Raw genomic sequence first — 23,708 nt, 5'->3', positions numbered from 1 at the left:
TTACTGATGAATATTGTTTAGTGCGTTTCTTTAACCGCCGCGTGAAGGCGCGACACAAGCGATGGCTCCCACTGCTCCATCGCAAGCTCGGTGATGGTTTGATGCAATGTGCGGTAGTGCTGCTGCGCAAGGCTTTCCAGGCCGGTTTCATGCAAAAGGTCCGCACTCGCTAAACGCCAGTAGGCGCTTTCACGAGGCGATCGGGCGGCGCTAAGGCCTTGATCAAGAACTTTTAATGCCGCCCCCATATCGCCACTTTCCATTTCCTCGCGAGCCTCTTCTAAGCCCGCCTGCCAAGTATCATTACCGCCACTGCTGGCCCCGTCGCTACCCGGCATTCCGCTGCTATGCAGCCAGCGCTGCGTCTCATCATCGACGAACGCCGCACCGTTATTAAAGGTCAGCGCCTCAATGCCGGGCAGGCGTTGCACAAAGCGCTGCGCTTCATCACGGATCGCCTCAGCGCAGCGCGGATGCCCCAGCTGTTTGGCAATCCCAGCGCTCAGCCGATGGCCTTCTAGCCAATAGGGGCTGACCGCTAGGCTATTTTCAATGCGCTGCCATAAGTCGCTGTCGCCGCCGCGCGCAAAGGCTTCTCGGTAGCCGGCAATGCGGTCGGCGGAAACGGGCGCAAGCTCTGTTCGCCCGCCCTCTTTAGCCGAAGGCAGCGCCTGTATGGCACTCCACACGGCGTAGCGGCGAAGGCGGTAAGCAAGCGGTTCACCCGAGGCCTGCTCGGTCAAAAAGTCCGCCATCTTGAGCAGCGCCTGACGATTCGAGCGCTCGTTACCCGCTTCTAAGCGCAGCTCCGGCACTTTCGCGGGCGCCTCAGCCGTCGGTGCCGCTTGCTGCCCTGCTTGGCTGCTCGCGGTCTCGCTTCGCTCACTCGGTGGCGTAGCGCTATTGGCTGAAGGCGGTGTCTGCGTAGGACGCTGCGCAGTGAGCTGGCGACTTAACTCATTCAGCGCTTGCCCGGGTAGCGAGTATTGCTCTACGCGTGCCTGCAGCTCCGTTAGCGCTGTATTGCAAGCCTCGAACTCATCGTCCGCATTATGAAAGTCCAGCCCGGCGGCGAGCTTTACGCTGCGCTGGCTAAACTGCTGAAACAGCCGCGGGCGCAGCTTGGCGCCCCGCGGGCCATTAAAGGGATAGGCATGCGCCCACCAGGGCTGCTCCAGAGCATGCGTTAACAGGCGCAGTGACAGCGCAAAGCGCACGCCATTGCCATCGTGCTGTAGGCAGTGCAGCAAATGGCCTAGCACTTTTAGGTCTTTGCCGCGCTCGCTCAGCATGCGAATCGCCAGCGTTTCAGCGCTTTCCCACGCGACACTTGCATGTTGCAGCGAGCCGACTTTCATCATTTCAGCATCAAGGGCTAGGTAGTCGCTGGTTTCCTCAAGCGACTCCCCCACAGGCTGCCCGTCTGCATTGTTAGCCAGCGGGGCCAACAGGGGGTCAAGATGAGCGACGGCAGTAATACGCATAGTTGGCTCCCTTACCAGCGGCACGCTTCGCGCATGGGCTGAATGGCTTGGCGCAAGCCCGTGATGTCAAAACGCAAACCATTCAACACGGCAACATCGCTCGTCAGCGTGACCTCATCGGCGTTAAGCAGCTGTCGTAACGTCTCAATCGCGGGCAGCCCACGGCCGCCGTTAAGTACATGGCCATCGTCGCGTGCGCGCCACTGCTGCTGAATACTGCCCGTATTAGTCGAAAGCTGAATATCAACGCGAGCCTCGTTGACCGGTTCAGGCATGTGCAGTTGGAAGCGAGTGATCGCGTTCTCACAGGCCATCACCATCACCGGGCGCGGCGGCGTGGTTCCCAGCGCAGGTACGCTCATCAACACATCGTCGCCGGCTTGTTCCACCATCAGCCCTAGCGCCTGTGTATCTCGCTCGGACTCTTGGCGCTCAATGGCGTACCACAGGTCGGATAGCTTTGAATCGTTTGTCGCCGTCAACGTTGGTTTAAACACGTTGTCGTAGCAGCTAAGCCGATCTAAACGCGAGGGTTCTTCCGCGCAGGCCTGCGCGTTATCCAACACGCTCTCTAGCCCTGCTTGATGCTCGTCGGCGTACAGCCCAGCGCTACTGCAAGCGCCTATCATGAGCAGCGTCCTGCATGACCATTGGCGCGTCAGTGAGGTCATTTTCATTTAGTATCCAGTTCTAGCAGTTGGCACTTGTGCGCCAGCGTTCGCTTAGGTAAGCCAAGGCTTTCGGCGGTTTGTGCTCGGTTGCCGCCAAAGTGCAGCAACCGCTGACGAATAATGTCGGACTCGACGTCCCGCAGCGCCTGGCGCAAGTCGTCAATACTGTCCGGCAACGCATACGCACCCCCGCTGGTCGGTAAAGTCGTATGTACGGGCGCGTCATTATCAAGCTCTCCTGGCAGCACATAGGCATCAATATCGGTGCCTTGCGCGGTCATAGCGCAGGCGTAGTCGATGAGATTTTTTAACTCGCGTACGTTGCCAGGGTAATCGCGACCGTGCAGTAAGCGCAGCGCCGCGGGAGTGATGCCCATTTCGACACGCTCTTCACGCTGGCAGAAATCGGTGATAAACGATTGCGCCAACTGAGCGATATCATCGCGCCGTTCGGCAAGCGGGGGCAGGGGCAACGGGAACTGGCCGAGCCGGTAGTAAAGGTCGGCGCGAAACTGCTGCGCGCGGATATGCTCGCGTAGCGGCTGATGGGTTGCAGACACTATGCGTAGATCGGCGCAGCGTTCTTCGCTCGCCCCCAAAGGGCGATACCGGCCGCTTTCCAGCACGCGCAGCAGCTTGGCCTGCAGCGCCAGCGGCATATCACCCACTTCATCCAGAAACAGCGTGCCGCCATCGGCTTGGCTAATCAGCCCTTCCTGGGCCTGGTCCGCGCCTGAAAACGCTCCTTTGGAATGACCGAACAGCTCAGACTCCAGCAGCGCTTCGGGAATGGCAGCGCAGTTAATCGCCATAAACGGGCCTTTCGAACGCGCCGAAAGCTGGTGCAGGGCACGCGCCACCCGATCTTTACCCGTCCCGGTTTCGCCTTGCAGCAAAACGGCCAGATTAGTTTCTGCTGCTCTCACCACTTGGCGGCGCAGCGTGTGCATAGCCACCGACTGCCCCAGCAGGTCTTCTGCTAGCTGGTCTGCCAGCGTCTGGCGCCGGGCACCGTCGTTAAGTTTGGCGAGCGAATCACGCAGGGCGCGCGTACGATGCCGCTCGCCCTGCTCTCTCGAGAGCCGAGCCCACAGCCTGCATAGCAATGCTTCAAAAGCGGCCATGCCGGGCTCGTCATTAAGCGAGGTGAGAGCGTCCCGCTCGCCGACCATCAACAGCACACCCAGCCACTCTTGATCACCGTCCATTGCCCGTAGTGGCCGCACTTGGAGGCATTTATTCGCCGCTAAGCGCGCCACTTGCGTTTGAAACGCGCGGTGGTCCAAGCGCGTGCGTGCGTCCCCCACGCTGAGCGTTAGCGCTTTACCGCTACGAATAACGTGGGCGTAGGGATGGCTAAAATCACTGCAATCGAACTGCGCTGCATCGCCGTCACGCCCCAGCCAGCGGCCGCTGCCCTCTACATAGAGGCACTCTGCGCCATCCAGGCCCAGACCATCACGCACCAGCGTTGCTGCGCGCGCGCGCAACGCCTCTGCGTTAGCACTCTCTACTAGGGTTAATGCAACCGGCATTGCGGCTAGCAGCGTCATGAAGTTACGCAACCTCCGCGGTAAAGGTGCCCAGTTCAGCATCGACACCCAGCGCAACGCGGGTCACCTGTTCGCGACGTGCCATGCGTTCGAGCAAGGCGCGCGACAACGGCGGAAGCAGCTCACCGTCAATCACCGATTCCAGCATGCGCGCACCGTTTTCACTGCGGGTGGCACGCTGGCAAATCGCATCCACCAGGGTGTCATCCAGCGCTACATCCGCATGCCGATGGCGTTCACGAATACGCGTTGCCAGCGTGTGCAGCTTGGCTTTGGCGATATTGCGCAGCGTATCGCCGTCTAGCGGTAGATAAGGCACTACTTCCATACGGGCGAGAAGTGCGGGCTTGAAAAACTCAGCCAGTACGGGATAAAGCGCTGCATCAAGCTGGGCAGCATTGTCGCCGTGGCGGACAATGGCCTCATAGCCAAGGTTCGAGGTCATGAAAAAGAGCACGTTTTTACAGTCGATTAAGCGCCCTTCTCCGTCGGCCAGCTCACCTTTATCGAACGCTTGATAGAAAAGGTTCAACACATCGGGGTGCGCTTTTTCGACTTCGTCCAGCAGCACCACCGAGTAAGGCCGCTGGCGGATCGCCTCGGTCAATAGGCCGCCCTCGCCAAAGCCCACATAGCCAGGCGGTGAGCCAATTAGCCGAGAAACGGTATGCTTCTCTTGGTATTCGGACATATTGATAGTGGTCAGAAACTGGCGCCCGCCATACAGCTGATCGGCAACCTGCACCACGGTTTCAGTCTTACCGACCCCGCTGGGGCCCACCAATAAAAAGGCGCCCAAGGGCCGCCCTGGCCGACGTAGATCCGCACGGGCAGTCAGCAGATGGCGGTGAATGCGCTCTACCGCGCTGCTTTGGCCCTGGATTAACTCCCCTAGATAAGTAGGCAGCTCGGTAAGCCGCGTTAGCTCATCACTGGTCATGCGCTCTACCGGGACGCCTGTCCAGTCGCCGATCACCTGGGCAATCTGTGCTTCTTCAACGCTAGGATTAACCAACGCAAAGGTTTCTTGCAGCTGCGTCAACTGCTGTTCACGCTCGGCCAGCGCCTGATGAATGCCTGCAGGCAGTTGATCCAGCGCATCGCTATTGGTGGCGTCTAGCAACTGGCGATGCATCGCAACAATCGCATCAACACACTCACGCTGCGCCTGCCAAGCGGCTTCCAGGCTTGCTAGCTCCTGCTCAAGCTTGACTAGGCGCTCCGTTAATACGTGATGGTTTTCGCTATCGGGTTCGCGACCCAACAGTCGCTCACGCTCGAGCTGGTCGCGCTCACGCAATGCGGCGGTGTGCTCGCTTTGCAGATGGCTGAGCCTGCGCGGCGGCGTGTCTAACGCCTGTGCTAATCGCGTGCAAGCGGTATCCAGCACGTCGATCGCTTTGTCCGGCAGCTGCCGCCCGGCCAAGTAGCGTGCCGACAGTGCCGCAGCGGCGCGCAAACCGCTGTCGCCAATCAGCACCCCATGGGCACGCTCGTAAACATCGCGCAGGCCGCGCAGAATCACCAGCGCCTGCTCCACGCTCGGCTCAGAGAGCGCTATAGGCTGGAAGCGCCTTGAAAGCGCGGGGTCTTTTTCGAAGTACTTTTTGTATTCACGCCACGTGGTCGCGGCAATGGTGCGCAGCTCGCCGCGCGCCAGCGCAGGCTTGAGTAAGTTGGCCGCATCACCGCCCCCTTCCTGATTACCGGCACCAATCAGCGTGTGCGCTTCATCAATAAACAGCAGCGTAGGGCGCGGTGCGTTTTTTACCTCATCAATCACTGCTTTCAGGCGTTTTTCAAACTCGCCTTTAACGGCAGCGCCTGCCTGCAGGGCGCCTAAATCAAGAGTCAGTAGCTCAACATCTTTTAGCGCTGCAGGAACTTGCCCTGCCACAATGCGTGCTGCCAACCCCTCCACAACGGCGCTTTTACCCACCCCGGCATCACCGATCACAATCGGATTGTTCTTGCGTCGACGTCCCAAAATATCGAGCATCTGGTCGATTTCCGGGTCGCGCCCCAGCACGGGGTCAAGCTCGCCTTGGCGTGCCTGTTCGGTTAAAGAGGTGGCAAACCGCGCCAGCGCACTATCGTTTTCAGGCTTCTCGCTTCCAGACCCCAATCTTTCAGACCCCATGCCAGACTGACGCCCTGCGTTTGAGGATGGGTCACTGGGAGCCTCCGCCGATTCAGCGGCAAGGTGCTCTAAATGGCGGCGCAGCGTTTCGCGATTGATATCCGCCAGCAGGCGCACCGAACCCGCGCCAAGATAGCGCTCAGCGTTATGCAATAAAGCCGTTAGCACGGCGCCACTGCGTAATACACGGTGCTGATATTCGGTAGCGGCGAGCAGCCAGGCGTCTTGTAATAGCTCCACCAGCAGCGGTGAAAAGCTGGGCGTGATGATCTCCAGATCGCGTGGCGGGCGCGTTTCTTCGGCAAGCGTTGCACGCAGCGCCGCAGTATCGATCTCGAAATGCTCGCACAAACAGCGTACATCGCACAGCGGCTGGTCCAGCAGCGCTTGCAGCAAATGCGCGGCAGCAACTTCTGGCGCCTGTTGCTGTGCGCACAGCACTGCGGCTTGTTCGAGTCCTTGGCGGGTGATCGGGTTCAGGCGATCAATAAGCGCCGGTAGCTCTACCCTGAGCATGGTATCTCCTAACGATAGATTTGGTTAAGAAGCAAGGTGATCTGCTCAGCCTGCTGGTCAAGTGACCATGACAGGCCCATATACACCGCCACCATGGCAAGCCCAAATAGCCCAAAGATGCCCCAGATAGGAAAGCCCGTTCGCCGCCCTTGGCGAGCGTTAACAACGTTACGCAATGGCTGCGTAAGCGCCTCTTCAGAGGGCTGATCCAGAGTAGAAAGCTGCTCACCTAGCGCACGAACGATTTGTTCGTACTCATCACGGCCGTGGGTCATCACTCGATAGCGACCTTCAAAACCCAGGCATAGGCATAGGTAAATAAACGCCAGCATGTCGCGGTAACGCTTGGGCTCTTGCTGCAATCGCGCCAGGATAGAAAAGACTTTTTCGCCACCCCAGGTTTCGTTATGAAAGCGCGTTAGCAAGGAGTGTTCCGCCCACTTACTTTGCCGCCCCCAGGACATTCCCATCACCGCTTCATCGATGAAGGAGCACAGCACGTAGCGGTAAGCGAGCAGCGTTGCCCGGTCGTAGCCTTGTTCGGTCAGCTCGATTTCAATCGCGGCAATTTCGTCGACGACCTGGCGATAAAGCCGCTCAACATCGCCTGCGCTATCGAGCTGGCGCACACGTACCACCATGCCCAGCAGGCTGCTCGCGGCGTCTACCAGCGGATTTAAATTGTGGCCGCGCAGGCGAAACCAGTAGTCCTCATCGGCATCCAGCTGCTCGGCGTGGCTGTGTATTAAATGCTCTAGGCCACGCTCATTGATCAGGTCTTCATGGCGTGCTTTGCTGCGCTCAGCGCGTGGGCGCGCCAAATTGCGCTCGTCGGTCGTGAGATGTTGCATGGCTTAACTCCTGATGGCCCAGAACTGCATTTCCAGGCCGGGGAACTCCCCTGCGACGTGGAAGGCAAACCCGCTGGCACCGTTGAGCATTCCCCAGGCTTCGCTCTGACGGTCCAATTGGAAGTAGCTATAACCGGCGTGATAAGGCAGCTCGCGAGGAGCAACCGGCAACGGTTCAAGCGGCACACCAGGCAGCTGAAGACTGATAAGGTCGCGAATACGCTCGACGCTGGCCACTTTGGTTTGCTGTAAGAAAAGCTTACGCAGCCGCTCGTTGGGCATATCTGCCCGCACCGCCAGAATAAACTCCGCCGACTCGATCAGGCTGACATCGGAAAGCGGCGCCACCAGCAAGCCAAAACGGCGCGTTTGTAGCTGAATCGCCACCGCACGTGGCTCAAGCACGGTTGAAAGCGCCTGGCGCATCATCTTCATCAGCGGCCGGAACGCGCGATCAGGGTGATCGTGGTCATAGGCGGGGCACTCTGGCGGCAGCCGCGACTCATCGGTAAAGGTCACTAGCTCACAGGCCACTTCGTGCATGGTGTCGTAAAGCCGCTCAGGATGGAGCTGCCCTAGCCGTGCCAGATGCTGAAAACGCGGCTGAGCACGGTTAAGCAGTTGAAGCAGCATGAAGTCGGTCACATCGGCCACGCCGGCCTGGTGGGGTGTCGAGAGGCGCTGGGCAATATTGCGCGCCCGTTCGCGCATTAGCCCGGCCATTTCACCCACGAAACGCTGAAGCCCAGAAGCCGCCTGCACGTTAAGCAGCGTGGGCAGGAACTGCTCATCCAACACGAGGCTGCCATCCGGGCGACGCTCAACAATACGCGCAACCGCCAAACAGGCGTAGCCGCTGCGATCATCGCGTTCTAAAAGCAGCCGAGGGGAGACGCGTGCAACGTCTAGATCTGCCGAGTCGCCATCGCGGGAATGTAGGTCGCGCACGCTGCGTGACAAGAGACGATAGCGGGCCGGCAAATCATCGCCCGGCCAGCGCACTTCGCCCACGCCATCGGTTGCCAGCGGCAGACCTAAATAGACCACTTGGTTGGTAATGCTCGCATCGCTGATTTCTAGCGGGCTAGGCTCCATATCATCAGCGGGCAGATGAAAAGCAACGCCATCAGGCATAACGCCACTAGCGCGACTGATCGCTATCCGCCCAAAGCTTAAAAACTCGCTGTTCAGTTCCAGCGATAGGAAGCCATATAAATAGTGGCTAACCCCTTTTAGACGCGTATCGATTAAGCCTTCTAGGCTGCGCTGCTGCTGCTGGAAATGCTGGGGCTTGATGAATAAGCCTTCGCTCCACACCACACGATTTCGGCTGGCCATTATTCCTCCTTCCTTAGCTCGACTTCATTGGCACGGAGGTGAACCAGCAGGTGGTAATGCTCGCCACTAGCCTTTACCTTAACGACCTTTTTCCACTCGGCTTCGTTGGGCGTTGCATAAAACGCAATCAGCCCGATGTAACGCGTGTCTTCATCGACTTCAAACGGTTCGTAAAACTTCCACTGCCCGGGCAGTAAAGTGAAGTCGTCATGGGTCAGGTAATTCGTGCCTAGCGCTTCCTCTAAGTCACGGCTTAACTGACCCAAGTCGGCAGCCATTAGCATGGAATCGTCTTTTAGCTGCAGCACCTGAAAGCGCAGCGGCGTTCCTTCACCTTCCACATTGGGATTGACGTTCGGCTCGGCAATCATGCTCAGATCGACCGTGGTGGGCCGATCTTCGGGATAGCCAACGGGGATTGAAGGATCACGCATAACCTGCCACGTTTTCACACCCGCCTCACGGGTTGAAGCACAGCCGGCCAACAGCAGCATGAGGCCGGCCAACCAAACAAGCCGCAGCATCTTCGACATGCTCATGCTTGAGGCGATCATGCCTCCTCCCGCTGCTGGCGACGCACCGACTGGTCATACGCCTGCTCAAAAACTTCCCAAAACAGCTTTTGAAAACCTTGCTGGCGCCCTGAGTTGAGCTCGCGGTAATAGTGGTGATACATCTCCCACGCCCAGCCGCCTTCGTCTTCAATACGATTGCCCGCACCGCGGTAGGCATGAAAACGCTTTAACAGCGCTTCAGGTGAAAACGCATCAAGAATAGTGCCGAGCGCATGGCCAATGGCCTCCTCCACAGCGGCTTGATGCTGGCCTTGATGGCGCAAGCACTCGGCGACGGCCTCAGGGGCGGACAGATGCACAGGGCTACGCTGGGCCGAAAATAGGGTTTCAGCGGTCTCTTCGTAGGACTGCCCCAGCCGCAGAGGATTATCTTCAATCGGCTGTAAACGACGGTCGCGCAGCGGATATTTACTATTATCCTGGGCCTGCTGCAGTATCCGCAGGCCATCGATAGTGGCTCGCAGCGTTTGGCCTGCTTCTTCTAGAAACGCCTGCTGTTCTTCGCTGTCACGAAAACTTAGATCCAAACCTAAGCCTTTAAGCAGCGGATCTGCGCCAACATGGCCAAGCGCCTGTGTTGTGGGTGCTTGCCAGCGATCTTCCAATTGCTCACCAACCGAGCGCTCTAAGTCGTTTAGCTGCCGCTCATCCATGCCACTGCTCCTCTGCGTCGTTGTGCTAGTTGTGCTAAAAGACGGTTTATTAAATGCCTGTTCTTGATAAGACGGCTCTTGATAGCCCGAACCTTGATAGCCTGATCCTTGATAGGTCTGACGCTGTGAAAACGCCACACTCTCCAACGGCTCAATGACGTCTGAAACGGCGTCATCACGGTCTAAGGCCACCATCGGGTCATGCTGAATAGAGCCTGGCAGGGCACCACCCAACGCCTCGATGGGGTCACCCTTTTCAGCCTCATGGCTAAACGTTTCGCCAGCACCCGCTGGCCATAGCGTGGCATCAGCCGTCACGTCGTCATGCTCTTCGTCGATGAGCCGAGAAAGCGAATGGACACCGGGCTGCCAAGCGTGCCGATCGCCTAGGTGCACCTTTAAGCAGTACTCACCGACGAGCAGTTCATCGCCATCGCGCAACGCCACTTTTCGGTTGCGCCCCACCGGCAGCGTGGTGCGGTTGATATAGGTGTGGCCGCTGAGATCGACCAAGCAATACTTGCCGTCAATCTTGATGATTTCGGCATGGCTGGGCCTAATTTGCCCACCGTGATCCTGGAGCAGCCAGTCGTCATGAGGGCTGCTACCCAGCGTGCCGCCGTCCTGTTTAAAAACAAAGCTGCTGACTGAGCGGCCTTCAAGCTGCTCGCTGTTAGTTACCACTAACGTTATGGCTTCAAGCTGATTAGCGTGCATGGCTTAACTCGTCATCTGAATGCGTACACAGCGGCGCGCTGTGCTGTCGTCGCTTTCTGGGTCAACAAACGTGGTCCACCCAAGCTGGCATGAGCCGGTGTCGCCTAAACGCATCGGCTTGACCTCACTCTCCAATAATTCAAGTTCAAGGTCGTAGGCCAGCGGCTCGCGCAGTACGAAGCTCACTAGGGTTCGTAGCGGTTTGTGTTCTTCACCGTCGGGCAGAAAATCTCTGAAACGCGCTAAGTTCAGCCCGCGCAAACAAAGTGCAAACTTGCCTTTAACATCGGCGACACGCTCCCCGGTGACCATATCTTCTCCTAGGGTCATTCCTGCCATGCCGGCGCGGCTTCGCTGGTCCGCTGGAATTTCTACCCAGCGCATCACCCACTCGTCTATCTCGACACTGGCTAAATCAAAGCAGTGGCCCACAATGCCGCACACCACATCCGGCGAGCGCGAGCGCCCCGCTAACAGGCCTGCGTAGGCGAGCATTTTGCTCCAGTTGATTGGCGTTTCGCCGCGCAGGTCGCTGTCGGCAAGCCCAACCAACGCAAAAATGGCGGCGGAAAAACCATCGGCAGCGTCATCTTGATAGCGCACGTAATGGCGATATTTACGCCAATTACGGTGGGCGAGCGTCAGCAGCCGATGGTTGAAGAAGTCTAGAAAATCGCCTGCGGCACCTTCCTGGTGGGCGGCGCTATGCGCCAACGTTTCCAAGTAGTAACCGGGTAGCGGGGACTGCGAACCCTGCAACCCGAGAAAACTGACTTCCATCTCATACTGGCCTGCCTGGCTTTCTCGCAGGGCGAGCACGTCACTGCTGGGAAAGCCTAGCGACGCCGATGCGCTGTAGCGCACTCGTTGAAAAGAGGGCACGCTACCGCTATACCGCTGCTCTAAGTCATCGCCATGATGCCGGTGCAGAAGCTCGACGAGTTGATAAAACTCGTAGCGTCGCGCCCCCTGAATCACGGGGGCAAGCGCTACATTAGGGGCTGCTGCCCCGCCTGTAAGGTCCATGTGTAGCGCTCTTGGTTATGGCGATTAATGACATGCAACTCGTGAAAAGAGTTGATGCTTGCGTAAAGCGAAAAGAAGCGCGCCAGCACGCTACCAAACAAATAGAGGCCGCCTTCGTCACCAAAGGCCTCCTGATCAAGCGTCATCACCGAACGCAAGCCACGCACGGGCAGCCCTTTACGCAGCCGGTCAACCGACTGAGTGTCGATATCGATAATCCCGGCTAAGCGTTTTTGCGCCACCCGCTCAGCCTGGCGGTCCACCAGCGCACGAAAGTCATACGCCCGTAGTACCGAGCACAACGCATCACGCTCAAGCAGCGAGAGATAGTTAAGCGACAGGTTGGAAATCAGTATCCACAGCAGCCCATCGTCAAGCGCAGGGCGCAGCACCGGCGTTGGCCGGGTGATATTGCGAAACGCAGCGTAAGCAGGGCTCTCTTCGGTCGGCACGCACAGGTCGCCAATAGTCAGCTGCTCGGGCAGCTCACGGTTACTGCAGGTCAACTGTAAAGAAATCGTTTCGCGACGCCCCACGCGGGCCCGCTCATCACCGCGCACAAACGCAATGTCATGATCAAAACCATCGCTGCGCAGGCTGTCGCGCACGCGAACGCGGTAATACAGCGCTTCACGCCCCCGGTCTTGCTCTATTTGGTGTTGAAAGCTTTCAAACGGGACGTAGTTTCTTGGATTTCCCTGGGCATCCGCATGCTCGCCCGCCAACCCGCCCTGCACCTGATCAACGCTGAATACCTCGTAGTGAGAAGGCGATCGGCTGCTAGGTCGAATACGGTATTCGCTGCGTTCACCGCTTAAATCGATGGGCTCAGCATCATGCTCAAAGAGATTGATCGCCGGCGTGCAGTACAGCGCCAAGTGCTCATCTTGCACCCGCGCATCGGTCGGCAAGATGCGTGAAAACACACAGCGCAACGTCACGCTGCGCGCCGCTTCCACAGGCAAATACTGGTTTAAATTCAGCACATCGAAAAAATGGAACGCCTCAGGAAAGCAGAGGTACTCCTGCAGTATGCGGTAACCTTGATGAACGTTCTGCGGGTACGGCAGCAGTGCCTGATCGCGCTCAAACCCAACGGCTTTTAAAGCGCTAGCAGGTAATGTCTGTACCTTACCGTCGATCTCTAGCTCAAGGCGGGCCAGGTAATGGCTCATCCATAGGTACAGCGTACGAGCGGTATAGCCATCGCCGCCCAAATGCAGGCGCAGAGCGTTAATTCCCATGGCATTCATCGGCTGATCGCTGCGTACGTCCATGGTCAGCTCAACGATAGACGACTCGCGCGTATGGCGAGCATCTACACCGGCATGCGCTAACGGATAAAGCACCACGTCATGGCAGGTACGAAACTGACACGCAGTACCGTCTACCGGCTCGCTAGCAAGTTCAGTGCCGCGCGTCACTTGCTGCTGCTGGCTTAGCGCGTGCCACGTCGGCGTGAACTGCACCACGGTCATGCTGGGTACGGGGCGAAGGTAGTTCGGCCACAGCATGCTTATTAAGGAGTGAGTGAGTTCCGGGAACTCATCATCCACCTTCTCGCGCATTCGCCCCGTGAGGAAAGCGAACCCCTCTAACAAACGCTCTACGTCAGGGTCCGTGCTACGCTCAGAAAGAAAGCGGCTCAGGCCGGGGTTTGCATCTGCAAACTCCCGCCCCTGGCGCTTCAAGAAGTTGAGTTCATCTCGATAGTAGCGGTTAAGCATGCGTGCCTCTTGGGTCTATCAGTTAAGGCACTGATAACGCTTGTTGTTGAGCAACAAATCGATAGTGGCGTGGGTGTTATCTCTGCCCAGCGCAACCGTTGCATGCACCTGAAAACGTAGCTGCAGCGGGTCACCGTGATTGGGCAACGACTCAACGTCCACGCGTTTGACTCGCGGCTCAAAGCGTTCAATACACTGGCGGATGGCTTGCTGAATATTGAGCTCTAGATCCAAAACGCCGATCGTGGCGTCGTTGAAATCAAGCAGCCCCAGCTCAGGAGCGCACGCACTGTTGCCTGGGTGGCTATTGAGCAAATCAACCAGGTGGCGCTTGACCGACGCCACCACCGCCATTAGCTCGTCGCCTTCGTCCCGCAGCACGGGCTGGTGAGGCGCCGCAAGGCGTTCGAATAAGCGGCTCCCCAACGACTCTCTTCCCTGCGACTCATTTATCAACGACTTGCTTCTCAACGACCCACTTCTCAGCAATCCACCGCTGTCAGCTGCCATGACGGTGTTCCTTTATTCTTTGTCGAGGCGTCCAACAAGTGAGAGTTCGAAGTTAGCACCCATGTATTTAAAGTGCGGACGCACGGACATGGAGACTTGGTACCAGCCTGGCTCACCCTCAACATCAGAAACCTGAATAGAGGCAGCACGTAGCGGGCGGCGGCTACGCACATCTGCAGGCGGATTTTCCTGATCAGCCACGTACTGACGTATCCAAGCATTCAGCTCACGTTCAAGATCCTGACGCTCCTTCCAGGAGCCGACCTGCTCACGCTGAAGCACTTTTACGTAGTGTGCCAAGCGGTTGATGATGAACATGTAAGGAAGCTGTGTGCCCAGCTTAAAATTGGTCTCTGCCGCTTTTCCCTCAGGGGTATTGGGGAAGACCTTGGGCTTTTGAACGGAGTTGGCTGAAAAGAACGCAGCGTTATCGCTACCCTTACGCATGGTTAGTGAAATGAAGCCTTCTTCGGCCATTTCAAACTCGCGTCGATCGGTGATTAACACCTCGGTAGGAATTTTCGCCTGTAGCTGGCCCAGCGCTTCGTAGGTGTGCACGGGTAAATTCTCAACCGACCCGCCGCTTTGTGGCCCAATGATATTGGGGCACCAGCGATACTTGGCAAAACTATCGGCGAGCCGCTCGGCTAGCAGATAAGCGGTATTGCCCCACAGATAGTCTTCGTGACCTTCACTCACATTTTCACGGTAGTTAAAGGTCTTGATGGGATTTTCTACCGGATCATAAGGCGTCCGTAGCAAAAAGCGTGGCGCGGTTAAGCCCAGGTAGCGGGCATCTTCCGACTCACGCAGGCTGCGCCAGCGAGCATACTTGGGCCCTTCAAAAATCGCTTTGAAGTCTTTGATATTCGGCAGCTCCTCAAAGCTATCGATACCAAAAAACGAAGGGGCAACAGATGACATAAACGGCGCGTGTGCCATGGCGCCCACGGCTGACGCATACTGCAGTAGCTTCATGTCCGGCGTGGAAGGTGAAAAGTCATAATGGCCAATGATGCCGGCAACGGGCTCACCGCCGAACTGGCCGTAGCCAGCGTTATAAACGTGCTGATATAAGCCGCTCTGGCTGATTTCAGAGGCGAATTCAAAGTCTTCTAGCAGTTCTTCTTTGGTCGCATGCAGCACATCAAGCTTAATATTCTCACGAAAATCGGTGCGATCAACCAGCAGCTTCAAGCCGCGCCACGCTGACTCTAGCTGCTGAAAGCTGGTTTCGTGTAATACTTCATCAACTTGATGACTAATTTTGCGATCAAGCTCAACAATCATGTTATCAACAAGTGATTTATTGACCTTGGGGGCCGCCTCGCCGCCATTCAGCAGCTCAGCGATAAACGCCGCCACGCCTTGCTTGGCAACATCGTACCCTTCATCGGCAGGCGCCATGCGCGTTTGCGCCATTACCTGATCAAGTAGCGATACCTCTGCTTCTGTCTCTACCGATGCTGCTGTGCCCTGCTGCTTTGCTGACTTACTCATCACTTTGCCTCGAATACGCTATATCGCATTGAAAAAACGCTGCTAATACCTAGGATTTATTTATCCTTATCGGCATCCAGCAAGTGCAGCTCGTTTAACAGCTGCTGGCGCGCTTCGTCGTTTTCCAGCAGCTTCTGCAGCCGATCACGAAAAGCAGGCACGTTCCCCAGCGGCCCTTTCAAGGCAACCAGCGCTTCGCGCAATTCAACGAGCTTGCGTAATTCAGGCACCTGCTTTGCGACTGCGTCAGGCGAAAAATCTTCGAGTGATTTGAAATCAAGATTGACAGCGATATCGTTCGCTTCATCACCTTCATCGAGCCGGTTAGGCACCGCGGTTTGTAAACTCAGCCCCGCCTCACGCATGACCGATTGGAAGTTGCTTTTATCAACAGAGACGGCCTGGCGCTCTTCAATAGGGGTTTCTTCCTCCCCGCCTTTAAAATCACCCACCACCATTAGCTTGAGCGGCAGTTCCGTTTCGGACTGCTGGTCACCGGTAGCTGGCACATACTTGATATTGATGCGCTCTTTCGGCGCAACGGTTCCTTGCTTAGCCATGGAATTTAGCCCTGGAGAGAAATGTATCAATGTAACTGTTAATAGTTCTCAATCTAGGGACGGTAACTAATTGCTTGGACATGCACCAATCACGGCTTCTCTACCTATAACACCCCAGCTGCCTAAGAACCGTTAAGCACTCAGTCATCAAAATAGGATTTACGCCACATTAGCGACACATTTTAAGAAGTTAGGCTGCAAATTATCAAAATAGTAATTAACATTCATTTGCTAATCATAATTTGTAAGATATCTCTTACAAACTCTGTCGGCAATCTCTTAAGGTTATTGACTGAAATCACGCACAAATGAGGCGGCTAAAATGAATAGCGCCTTAATGATTAAGCTGATCAGAGATTGAATAAAAGAAAATATGCACCACGTTTTGAATATCTACGTTACTCAATGAAACCAAAAGCACTCATAAATTACTATAAAAAATAGTCTAAAATTATAACCAAAGATGAATGAGCAATTCGTTGCCAAGCAAGCAAAGAGTTGCTTAAAATAGGCAATATTTTGCCTAATAATAATTAACAATTAATATAATTATAAATAAACTATTGAAATTATTGATTAAATTATAAACGGCATGACCCTTGCTTTATATATTGAGTCAGCGTGACATTTCTTTCTATATCTCAGTCAAGGAGCAGACCATGCCAACACCATGTTATATCAGCATTGAAGGCCAAACTCAGGGCAACATTACCGCTGGTGCCTTTACACCGGACTCTGTCGGCAACATTTATGTTGAAGGCCACGAAGACGAGATGCTGGTTCAAGAGTTCAAGCATGTGGTTACCGTACCGACTGACCCGCAGTCTGGTCAGCCTTCCGGCCAGCGCGCTCATAAACCTTTTATCTTTACCGTTGCTCTCAACAAATCAGTACCGTTGATGTACAACGCTCTTGCGTCTGGGGAAATGCTGCCTAACGTAGCACTCAACTGGTACCGCACGTCTGTTGAAGGTAAGCAGGAACACTTCTTCACCACAACATTGACCGATGCCACGATCGTTGACATCAACCTGCGCATGCCACATGCCCAGGACATCAACAAATCTGAATTTACTCAGTTGATGGATGTGTCATTGGCTTACCGCAAAATCGATTGGGAACACACCGTTGCCGGCACCTCCGGTTCTGACGACTGGCGCGCTCCGATTGAAGGCTAAGCAGAACCGTTAAAACGAACCTGCAAAGCCGCGTGTCAAAGCACAGTGCATGTTGTAAAAAAGCCCCTTCCATTTGGAGAATATAGTAATTTCTATGTAATTCTCTGAATACCGGGCTGCACATCCCATGAATATCATATTCATGGGATGTTTTTTTACGCAGCGTGTAAAAAATAAAAAGCTACCTTGGCTGTTGTTGCCATCTTGGTTTGCTAACCAAGATTGTGCCTGCGTGCTATACCGCCCCGTACCTCTGTCGGAGGAAGACAAGATCTAATCTAAAGCACAGCTGTTTCCTTACTGATGCTAAACAAAGGGCTCACACCTCTCTCTTCTTACTTCAGCTTTCGGCAAGTATCGAACAGCAGGGCATTAACGCAGAGTGGAAAAATATTGTGTAGGCGATTTGCCTAGCGCTTTCTTGAACATCGTGATGAATGCATTCACAGAGTCATACCCCAGAGTGCCGGCCACACTTTGCACAGAGGCGCCCTCTGCCAGATGGCTCAGTGCGATCATTAGATGCAACTGCTGGCGCCAGCGTCCGAAGCTCAGCCCGGTAGCGCTTTGCACTAGTCTCGCCAGCGATCGCTCGCTGGTTGCAAGCCGGGCGGCCCACTGGCGGAGCGTTGTACGGTCACCGGGGTCTGCAAAGAGCGTATCTGCAATCTGTCTGATTTTCGGGTGGTCTGATATTGGCAGGTGCAGCTCTTTAACCGGCGCGTCAGAAAGCTGTTCGAGAAGCACCGCAACCAGCCGCGCTGTTTTGCCCTCGGAAAGGTAAGTAGGCTCCTGTTCAGCAAGATGCAGGATCAACTCCCGGACAAGAGGTGTGATGGCAACGGTACAACATGCTTCAGGCATAACTGCCGCGTCAGGCTCAACAAATAGGAAACAGGTGCGGGCATTTTGGGTAACTCGGCAACTGTGAGGGGTGCCGCCGGGTATCCATACCGCATGCTGGGGAGGAACGAGCCACAGTGCGTTCTGTACCTCACAGCTCACCGCACCGCGCAAGGATAAGATCAGCTGGCCTTTACGGTGATCATGCGGGCTAATACCTGAATGATTCAGTTCGGGCGCGACCTTGAGGGCAATCGCTGCCTGAGCAAACACATCTGAATCGAAATCTTCCGGCGATGAAACGCCTTTTTTGAAATTTGGCATAATTTAGTTATCAGGTGTCATAATCTCTATATTATATGAGCGTTCTATTCTCTACAGTTCTTCTTTTTTATGAGAAGAGTTAGAGAATATGTTAGACACAAAAAACAAATGGCATGCCGTTGCACTCGTAGTGGGCATTCTGTTTATTGCCGCCAACCTGCGGGTTCCGTTTACCGGCATAGCGCCGGTTCTACCGCTAATCCAGAATGATTTTGGACTGAGCAACTCCGCTGTGGGCCTGCTTACTTCACTGCCTTTGCTTGCATTTGCTGCCTTTTCCCCGCTGAGTGCATCTGTAGCCCACAAGTTCGGAATGGAGCGCACCCTGTTTGGCGCATTAGTAATCATTTCGTTGGGCATTCTGCTGCGTTCCGCAGGAAGCGTCTGGGCGTTGTACGCCGGTACTGTACTGATAGGCACGGGGATCGCCCTAGGCAACGTTTTACTGCCTGGCCTGATTAAGCGTGACTTCTCAAAGAACATGGCCTCCATGACCGGCGCTTACGCCATTACGATGGGCGCAGCGGGCGCGGTGGGGTCAGCCGTGATCATTCCCCTGACGCAGGCGTGGGGGTGGCCTATTGCTCTGAGCTTGTTAGTTGCAGTTCCGCTGTTTGCGCTGGTTTTGTGGCTGCCTCAGCTGAAAAAACACGACCCGGTGAACCTGTCCGGTCCGAAAAAATCAGCAACCGTGGCCGTCTGGAAATCGCCTCTGGCATGGCAGGTCACACTGTTCATGGGCCTGAATGCGATGCCTTTTTATGTCGCTGTAGGCTGGCTGCCTACTATTCTGATAGACCATGGCATATCTGCCACACAAGCAGGATCGGTGCACGGAACGCTTCAACTCGCCACGGCAATTCCGGGCTTGATATTAGCTGCCACGCTTCGCCGCCTGAAAGACCAGAAGCTAGCGGCCGTAACGACCAGTCTGCTGGTTGCCATATCCCTGATCGGACTTATTTATGCGCCAAACCTTGCCATGTTATGGGCCGCGCTTTTGGGCTTTGGCTCTGGCGCTAGCATGATGCTCGGCCTGACGTTCATCGGGCTGCGCACAAAAAATGCTGGCGACACGGCGGCGCTGTCAGGAATGGCGCAGTGTGTGGGTTACCTGATGGCAGCAGCTGGCCCCCTGCTGCTGGGTCAACTGCACGACTGGACCGGAGGCTGGACAGCGCCGTTGTTAACAACCGCAGCCATCGCCGTTGCCGGCGCATTCACCGGCATGATGGCCGGGCGAAATGTCCAACTTGAACCTGGTTCATCGTCGAACTGAATCGGCACTTTAGATTGCCGAATTACCATCGCGGACAAGCTCGGTGATCCAATCAGCAAATGCGCTCACGGCTGGCGAGAGAAAACGCTGATGTGGATAGAGCAAGTTGACCGGCACAGAGGCGGGCTGCCAGTCCGCCAGAACTTCAATCAGCCGGCCTTCTTCCAGATGATCTGATACCACTTCCTCAGCAAGCTGTGCCAGCCCTAACCCTTCAAGACACATTTTTATGTAGAGTCCTGTCTCATTGGCGGCCGCAGCGCCGCTGACCGACACTGACATTTTTTCAGTGCCACTGGCAAAGCTCATTTCACCCGCTCGCCTGGCGTGTCCTGAAAAATAATGGACGGCTTGGTGCTGTGCCAAGTCTTCTGGAGTCTGCGGAATACCCTTCTCTGTGAGATAGGCCGGAGAAGCACACGTCACCCAGCGAAATCGGCCGAGCGGTCGCGCGACGAGCGTTGAGTCATTGAGTTCCCCAGTCCGAATAACGCAATCTACGCCCTCCTGAACGAGATCGACCTGCCGATCGTTGACGCCTATCATCAGATAGATATCTGGATACCGCCTGTAAAAGGCTTTCAGATTGGGCATGACGACAAAATGTGCAATGCCGCCAGGCATATCAACCCGCAAACGTCCCTGCGGCCGTTTAACCGAATCGCTCAGGCTAGACTCTGTCTGCTCAATCAGTTTCAGTATTTCGCGACATTGTGCCAAATACTGTGCACCCTCAGTCGTCAGACTGACCCGCCGCGTTGTTCTGTTCAGCAAGCGCACCTGTAAATATTTTTCAAGACTTTTAATCGTGCTACTCACCGTCGAGGCCGGTAAGGACAGCGTTTCCGCCGCGTGAATAAAGCTCCCAGCCTCTGCCACACGGACAAAAATCTGCATTGCCTGAATACGATCCATATTCTTTTTCCATGAGCCACAGCAGAGGTCATCATTGTTCGTTATTTCTGGATAATGAAAACAGTTTAGCTATCTTTTTCAGACGAGTCACTTTGCGTATCTTTTCTTCATCGAATTTCAAAAAGGTGAAATGCAGATGACTGATTATATTCGAAATATAGTACAGACCCATGACTCGCTAACGGCCCGGACGCTTATCCGTGGCGCTACTGTTCTTAGTATGGACGATGATATAGGCAATTTAGTCAGCGCCGATATCCTTATCGAAGGCAGCACCATCATAGCCATTGATGAAGATATTGAGGCCAGTGACGCCGTCATTATCGATGCAGCAGGCATGATTGCCATACCGGGCATGGTTGATTCTCATCGTCACTCTTGGGAGGGGCAGCTACGCCGACTTAATCCGAATGCTACCTGTCTGGAAGACTACAGCAATGCCACGCACTTCTCTTTTGCCAAATACTATCGCCCTGCCGATAATTATATCGGTAACCTGCTAACGGCCTTAGGCTGCATTGACGCGGGTATCACCACTGTCATAGACAATTCCCATAATAGCCGTACGGCTGAGCATTCCGATGCTGCCGTTGAAGCCCTGTTTGATACGGGCATTCGCGCCATACATGCCTCGGGTGCGCCCGTTGCCGGAGAGTGGGACGAAGCGCACTGGCCAGGTAACTGGCAACGCTTGCAGGAAAAGTATTTTAAGAATAACCCTGACAGCCTTGTTTCTCTTGGGGTCATGGCTCAGTTGGAGCCACAGTTGTGGGCCGAGGCTCGTCGATTAGGGCTACCAATTGTGACTGAGTTCTTTGGCTCTTTGATGGCGTCTGAACTTGAATCACTGCATCAGCAAGGCCTTCTTGGCCCAGATAATATCTTTAATCACTGCACGTCATTGCCTGATGAAGGTTGGAAAATTTTGCGTGAAGCGGGTGTGCGGGTCAACGTATGTCCGCGCTCAGATGCGCACTACGGCATAGAAGATGGCATGTTCGCTATGCCGGCTGCGCAGCGTCATGGCATCAATCCTGGGCTAAGTGTCGACAATGAAACGTCTTACAGCACTGACATGTTTATGGAAATGCGCGTGGCATTTTACCTGCAGCGGGTCATGGGCATGCATCAGCAGCATACTTGTGGCTTTAAAGAGGCGCTAACAACACTCCCGGCCGCACAGCTTCTTAAATCGGCGACCGTCGATGGTGCGTATTGTGCTGGATTGCAGGACAAAATTGGTAGCCTGACACCAGGTAAGCAGGCCGACATTGTTCTTATCAATGCTGAGGACATCAACCTTTACCCATCAGGCAATGCATTCGGCACGGTGGTACATGCAGCAGAACGTAGCAATATTGATACGGTTATGATTGGCGGACGTATCGTCAAGCGTGATGGCAAGGTAGTGGGAGTGGACAGCGAGCGACTCCGTGCCGCAGTCGACGAGTCCCGTGAGCATCTTTTCGCAGCCTCAGGCTATCAGCCCGACATTTTTGCTGAGACGTTTTTGCCGCTTGAATCGGCTCAGTCAGGAGAAGCGAGATGAACTCAGTATATTATCTGCTGGCCATCTTCGCCGGGCTAGGCATTACCCTGCAGACCACGTTGAACGGTCAGTTGGCTAAAGGCATCGGAGGAGACTCTGTGGCTGCGGCTTTGTTTTCTTTTACTGCCGGCGCGGTGTGCCTGGGTCTCTTTTCACTCATGCGAGGCGGGATAGTCACCTCGCTAGCCGCTATTCCTGCCCAGCCTTGGTGGAGCCTGATAGGCGGCGTGCTAGGGGCCAGTGCACTGCTTAGTTACGTGGTGCTTGCACCCAAAATTGGTCTGTCAGCCCTACTCGGGCTGGCTATCGCAGGGCAGATTACTTCATCGCTTTTTATCGATCATTTTGGATTGATGGGTGCCGCTGAACGGCCTGTTTCCCTCATCAAGCTGTGCGGGTCGATAGTGATGCTAGTAGGACTGGCCATCGCCCTGTTCGGTGACAGATTATCAGCGCTTTTCCCCAGCTGATTGCTGCGAACGGCCTAATCTGATTTTTTACGCTGCACTCCACTGGCTTTAGCCAGTATGCCAGTTCGCAAATTACGTTTTGGTCTTGTTGCCCACTGCCAGCTATTTGTTTCTTGGTGCATATTAGCCTCTCTAATTAGATGGCCAAATTCACTATGCCACTCCATCTCTAGCATAAAATAGCCCCCTAAGAAGGAGGCTATTATCTAGATTACATACCTTTAGGGCTATACGTACCGGCTGGAAAGGGCTTTTTTCACCAGATGCTAAAGCAGCTAAAAAGCCATAAGGCCCAGCGTCTAAACAAATCGCCCCAAACCTACAGCGGCACGCAAACGGTCCATGGTCTGCGTGGCTTCTTCGCGGGCGCGCTCGGCGCCTTTTTGCAGCACTGCCTCAATATGCGCAGGGTCTGCCATTAGCTCGTTATAGCGCTCCCGTGGGGCGCTCAACTGAGCGTTCAAGTAATCAAACAGCTGATTTTTTGCATCACCCCAGCCAATACCTGCCGCATAAAGATCACGCAGACTAGCGGTTTCTTCTGACGTGGCGAACGCTGAGTAAATTTGGAATAGCGTGCAGCTATCGGGATCTTTTGGCTCACCCGGCTCTAGCGAATTGGTCTTAATCTTACGCACCAGCTTTTGCAGCTTTTTCTCAGCGACAAACAGCGGAATCGTATTATCGTAGCTTTTGGACATTTTACGGCCATCTAAGCCATTCAGCAGCGGCACCTTATCATCGACGACGGCGTCAGGCAGGGCAAAGTGCTGGCCTTTATAAAGGTGATTAAAGCGCCCCGCGATATCACGCGCCATTTCGATATGCTGAATTTGGTCACGCCCGACCGGCACCTTGTTGGCGTTGAACATTAGAATATCCGCGGCCATCAGCACGGGATAACCAAACAGCCCCATAGTGATGCCTTTATCAGCATCTTGATTTTCCGCTTCTTCATTTTCTGCTACCGCTGCTTTATAAGCATGGGCACGGTTCATCAGGCCCTTGGCGCATACGCAGGAAAGCATCCACATCAGCTCGGGGATTTCGTGAATGTCCGACTGACGATAGAAAATGGCATTGTCAGTATCTAACCCCAGCGCCAGCCAGGTCGCGGCAATCTCCAACCGTGACTCCTGAACACGCTTCGGGTCTGGGCACTTGATCAACGCATGGTAATCAGCCAGAAAGTAAAACGATTGAACGTTGGGGTCTTGGCTTGCCTCAATGGCAGGCTTGATCGCCCCAATGTAGTTGCCTAAATGGGGCGTGCCGGTGGTAGTAATACCGGTAAGAACGCGGGTTTTAGCAGACTGACTCATGATTTCT

At 55.0% G+C, this 23,708-nt stretch carries 20 protein-coding genes; 4 read left to right on the top strand and 16 right to left on the bottom strand.

Features of this window, described 5'->3' with window-relative positions; genetic code table 11:
- Positions 1-17: 17 nt before the first annotated feature.
- Genes tssA through tssB form a run of 13 tightly spaced genes read right to left on the bottom strand, consistent with a single transcriptional unit; the run spans position 18 to position 15,821 of the window.
- Positions 18-1,484: a type VI secretion system protein TssA gene (gene tssA / locus ACT3TF_RS08320; protein WP_444672010.1), complete on the bottom strand. Its 1,467-nt coding sequence runs from the start codon at positions 1,482-1,484 to the stop codon at positions 18-20.
- An 11-nt stretch (positions 1,485-1,495) separates the two neighbouring features.
- On the bottom strand, positions 1,496-2,161 hold the full coding sequence (gene vasI / locus ACT3TF_RS08315) for a type VI secretion system-associated protein VasI (RefSeq protein ID WP_444672009.1): 666 nt from the start codon (positions 2,159-2,161) through the stop codon (positions 1,496-1,498).
- Positions 2,158-3,708 (bottom strand): sigma-54 interaction domain-containing protein, encoded by a 1,551-nt coding sequence (locus ACT3TF_RS08310; RefSeq protein ID WP_441686021.1) that lies wholly within the window; start codon positions 3,706-3,708, stop codon positions 2,158-2,160. Before ACT3TF_RS08310 ends, vasI begins: the two co-directional genes overlap by 4 nt.
- Before the next feature lie 4 nt (positions 3,709-3,712).
- Entirely contained in the window at positions 3,713-6,364 is a 2,652-nt protein-coding gene (tssH, locus tag ACT3TF_RS08305) for a type VI secretion system ATPase TssH (protein ID WP_444672008.1), read from the bottom strand.
- Positions 6,365-6,372: 8 nt separating this feature from the next.
- Positions 6,373-7,215: a type IVB secretion system protein IcmH/DotU gene (icmH, locus tag ACT3TF_RS08300; RefSeq protein WP_441686018.1), complete on the bottom strand. Its 843-nt coding sequence runs from the start codon at positions 7,213-7,215 to the stop codon at positions 6,373-6,375.
- A 3-nt stretch (positions 7,216-7,218) separates the two neighbouring features.
- Complete coding sequence (tssK, locus tag ACT3TF_RS08295; protein WP_096277937.1) at positions 7,219-8,553, bottom strand: type VI secretion system baseplate subunit TssK; 1,335 nt, start codon at positions 8,551-8,553, stop codon at positions 7,219-7,221.
- Entirely contained in the window at positions 8,553-9,107 is a 555-nt protein-coding gene (gene tssJ, locus ACT3TF_RS08290) for a type VI secretion system lipoprotein TssJ (protein ID WP_225734152.1), read from the bottom strand. Before tssJ ends, tssK begins: the two co-directional genes overlap by 1 nt.
- Positions 9,104-10,498, bottom strand: a complete 1,395-nt coding sequence (tagH, locus tag ACT3TF_RS08285) for a type VI secretion system-associated FHA domain protein TagH (RefSeq protein WP_444672007.1) — start codon at positions 10,496-10,498, stop codon at positions 9,104-9,106. Before tagH ends, tssJ begins: the two co-directional genes overlap by 4 nt.
- 3 nt (positions 10,499-10,501) lie before the next feature.
- The gene (tssG, locus tag ACT3TF_RS08280; protein ID WP_444672006.1) at positions 10,502-11,524 is read right to left on the bottom strand and encodes a type VI secretion system baseplate subunit TssG; all 1,023 of its coding nucleotides are present in this window, start codon (positions 11,522-11,524) and stop codon (positions 10,502-10,504) included.
- Positions 11,488-13,251: a type VI secretion system baseplate subunit TssF gene (gene tssF, locus ACT3TF_RS08275; RefSeq protein WP_444672005.1), complete on the bottom strand. Its 1,764-nt coding sequence runs from the start codon at positions 13,249-13,251 to the stop codon at positions 11,488-11,490. Before tssF ends, tssG begins: the two co-directional genes overlap by 37 nt.
- An 18-nt stretch (positions 13,252-13,269) precedes the next feature.
- A complete protein-coding gene (gene tssE / locus ACT3TF_RS08270; protein ID WP_096277931.1) occupies positions 13,270-13,761 on the bottom strand; it encodes a type VI secretion system baseplate subunit TssE in 492 nt (163 codons plus the stop codon).
- Positions 13,762-13,773: 12 nt separating this feature from the next.
- Complete coding sequence (tssC, locus tag ACT3TF_RS08265) at positions 13,774-15,261, bottom strand: type VI secretion system contractile sheath large subunit (RefSeq protein WP_444672004.1); 1,488 nt, start codon at positions 15,259-15,261, stop codon at positions 13,774-13,776.
- Between the two features lie 56 nt (positions 15,262-15,317).
- Complete coding sequence (tssB, locus tag ACT3TF_RS08260) at positions 15,318-15,821, bottom strand: type VI secretion system contractile sheath small subunit (protein WP_096277926.1); 504 nt, start codon at positions 15,819-15,821, stop codon at positions 15,318-15,320.
- 659 nt (positions 15,822-16,480) lie between these two features.
- Here tssB and ACT3TF_RS08255 point away from each other — a divergent pair.
- Positions 16,481-16,999 carry an Hcp family type VI secretion system effector gene (locus tag ACT3TF_RS08255; protein ID WP_096277924.1) on the top strand — a complete coding sequence of 173 codons (519 nt, stop codon included), beginning with the start codon at positions 16,481-16,483 and terminating at the stop codon, positions 16,997-16,999.
- A gap of 372 nt (positions 17,000-17,371) precedes the next feature.
- Here the strand turns inward: ACT3TF_RS08255 and ACT3TF_RS08250 are convergent, their stop codons facing one another.
- A complete protein-coding gene (locus tag ACT3TF_RS08250; RefSeq protein WP_444672003.1) occupies positions 17,372-18,166 on the bottom strand; it encodes an AraC family transcriptional regulator in 795 nt (264 codons plus the stop codon).
- Positions 18,167-18,254: 88 nt separating this feature from the next.
- On the opposite strand from ACT3TF_RS08250, the gene ACT3TF_RS08245 reads away from it, so the two are divergent.
- The gene (locus ACT3TF_RS08245) at positions 18,255-19,445 is read left to right on the top strand and encodes a CynX/NimT family MFS transporter (RefSeq protein WP_444672002.1); all 1,191 of its coding nucleotides are present in this window, start codon (positions 18,255-18,257) and stop codon (positions 19,443-19,445) included.
- Between the two features lie 9 nt (positions 19,446-19,454).
- Here the strand turns inward: ACT3TF_RS08245 and ACT3TF_RS08240 are convergent, their stop codons facing one another.
- The gene (locus ACT3TF_RS08240) at positions 19,455-20,360 is read right to left on the bottom strand and encodes a LysR family transcriptional regulator (protein ID WP_444672001.1); all 906 of its coding nucleotides are present in this window, start codon (positions 20,358-20,360) and stop codon (positions 19,455-19,457) included.
- A 136-nt stretch (positions 20,361-20,496) separates the two neighbouring features.
- On the opposite strand from ACT3TF_RS08240, the gene ACT3TF_RS08235 reads away from it, so the two are divergent.
- Complete coding sequence (locus ACT3TF_RS08235) at positions 20,497-21,909, top strand: amidohydrolase family protein (RefSeq protein ID WP_444672000.1); 1,413 nt, start codon at positions 20,497-20,499, stop codon at positions 21,907-21,909.
- Positions 21,906-22,379, top strand: coding sequence for a DMT family transporter (locus tag ACT3TF_RS08230; RefSeq protein ID WP_444671999.1), 474 nt, complete (start codon positions 21,906-21,908; stop codon positions 22,377-22,379). Before ACT3TF_RS08235 ends, ACT3TF_RS08230 begins: the two co-directional genes overlap by 4 nt.
- Before the next feature lie 299 nt (positions 22,380-22,678).
- Here the strand turns inward: ACT3TF_RS08230 and ACT3TF_RS08225 are convergent, their stop codons facing one another.
- Entirely contained in the window at positions 22,679-23,701 is a 1,023-nt protein-coding gene (locus ACT3TF_RS08225; protein WP_444671998.1) for a tryptophan--tRNA ligase, read from the bottom strand.
- Positions 23,702-23,708 lie beyond the last annotated feature (7 nt).

It is taken from the genome of Halomonas sp. AOP25-F1-15 (assembly GCF_052378675.1).
GTDB lineage: Bacteria > Pseudomonadota > Gammaproteobacteria > Pseudomonadales > Halomonadaceae > Vreelandella > Vreelandella casei.
This window is presented reverse-complemented; position numbering and strand designations above follow the sequence as displayed.

Excerpts from the sequence above, each read along its gene's own strand:
- ACT3TF_RS08310 (WP_441686021.1), bottom strand. The coding sequence starts at position 3,708 with ATGACGCTGCTAGCCGCAATGCCGGTTGCATTAACCCTAGTAGAGAGT.
- ACT3TF_RS08255 (WP_096277924.1), top strand. The coding sequence starts at position 16,481 with ATGCCAACACCATGTTATATCAGCATTGAAGGCCAAACTCAGGGCAAC.
- icmH (WP_441686018.1), bottom strand. The coding sequence starts at position 7,215 with ATGCAACATCTCACGACCGACGAGCGCAATTTGGCGCGCCCACGCGCT.
- tssH (WP_444672008.1), bottom strand. The coding sequence starts at position 6,364 with ATGCTCAGGGTAGAGCTACCGGCGCTTATTGATCGCCTGAACCCGATC.
- ACT3TF_RS08240 (WP_444672001.1), bottom strand. The coding sequence starts at position 20,360 with ATGGATCGTATTCAGGCAATGCAGATTTTTGTCCGTGTGGCAGAGGCT.
- tssB (WP_096277926.1), bottom strand. The coding sequence starts at position 15,821 with ATGGCTAAGCAAGGAACCGTTGCGCCGAAAGAGCGCATCAATATCAAG.
- tssK (WP_096277937.1), bottom strand. The coding sequence starts at position 8,553 with ATGGCCAGCCGAAATCGTGTGGTGTGGAGCGAAGGCTTATTCATCAAG.
- tssJ (WP_225734152.1), bottom strand. The coding sequence starts at position 9,107 with ATGATCGCCTCAAGCATGAGCATGTCGAAGATGCTGCGGCTTGTTTGG.
- ACT3TF_RS08230 (WP_444671999.1), top strand. The coding sequence starts at position 21,906 with ATGAACTCAGTATATTATCTGCTGGCCATCTTCGCCGGGCTAGGCATT.
- ACT3TF_RS08235 (WP_444672000.1), top strand. The coding sequence starts at position 20,497 with ATGACTGATTATATTCGAAATATAGTACAGACCCATGACTCGCTAACG.
- tssA (WP_444672010.1), bottom strand. The coding sequence starts at position 1,484 with ATGCGTATTACTGCCGTCGCTCATCTTGACCCCCTGTTGGCCCCGCTG.
- tssE (WP_096277931.1), bottom strand. The coding sequence starts at position 13,761 with ATGGCAGCTGACAGCGGTGGATTGCTGAGAAGTGGGTCGTTGAGAAGC.
- tssF (WP_444672005.1), bottom strand. The coding sequence starts at position 13,251 with ATGCTTAACCGCTACTATCGAGATGAACTCAACTTCTTGAAGCGCCAG.
- ACT3TF_RS08250 (WP_444672003.1), bottom strand. The coding sequence starts at position 18,166 with ATGCCAAATTTCAAAAAAGGCGTTTCATCGCCGGAAGATTTCGATTCA.
- ACT3TF_RS08225 (WP_444671998.1), bottom strand. The coding sequence starts at position 23,701 with ATGAGTCAGTCTGCTAAAACCCGCGTTCTTACCGGTATTACTACCACC.
- vasI (WP_444672009.1), bottom strand. The coding sequence starts at position 2,161 with ATGAAAATGACCTCACTGACGCGCCAATGGTCATGCAGGACGCTGCTC.
- tssC (WP_444672004.1), bottom strand. The coding sequence starts at position 15,261 with ATGAGTAAGTCAGCAAAGCAGCAGGGCACAGCAGCATCGGTAGAGACA.
- ACT3TF_RS08245 (WP_444672002.1), top strand. The coding sequence starts at position 18,255 with ATGTTAGACACAAAAAACAAATGGCATGCCGTTGCACTCGTAGTGGGC.
- tagH (WP_444672007.1), bottom strand. The coding sequence starts at position 10,498 with ATGCACGCTAATCAGCTTGAAGCCATAACGTTAGTGGTAACTAACAGC.
- tssG (WP_444672006.1), bottom strand. The coding sequence starts at position 11,524 with ATGGACCTTACAGGCGGGGCAGCAGCCCCTAATGTAGCGCTTGCCCCC.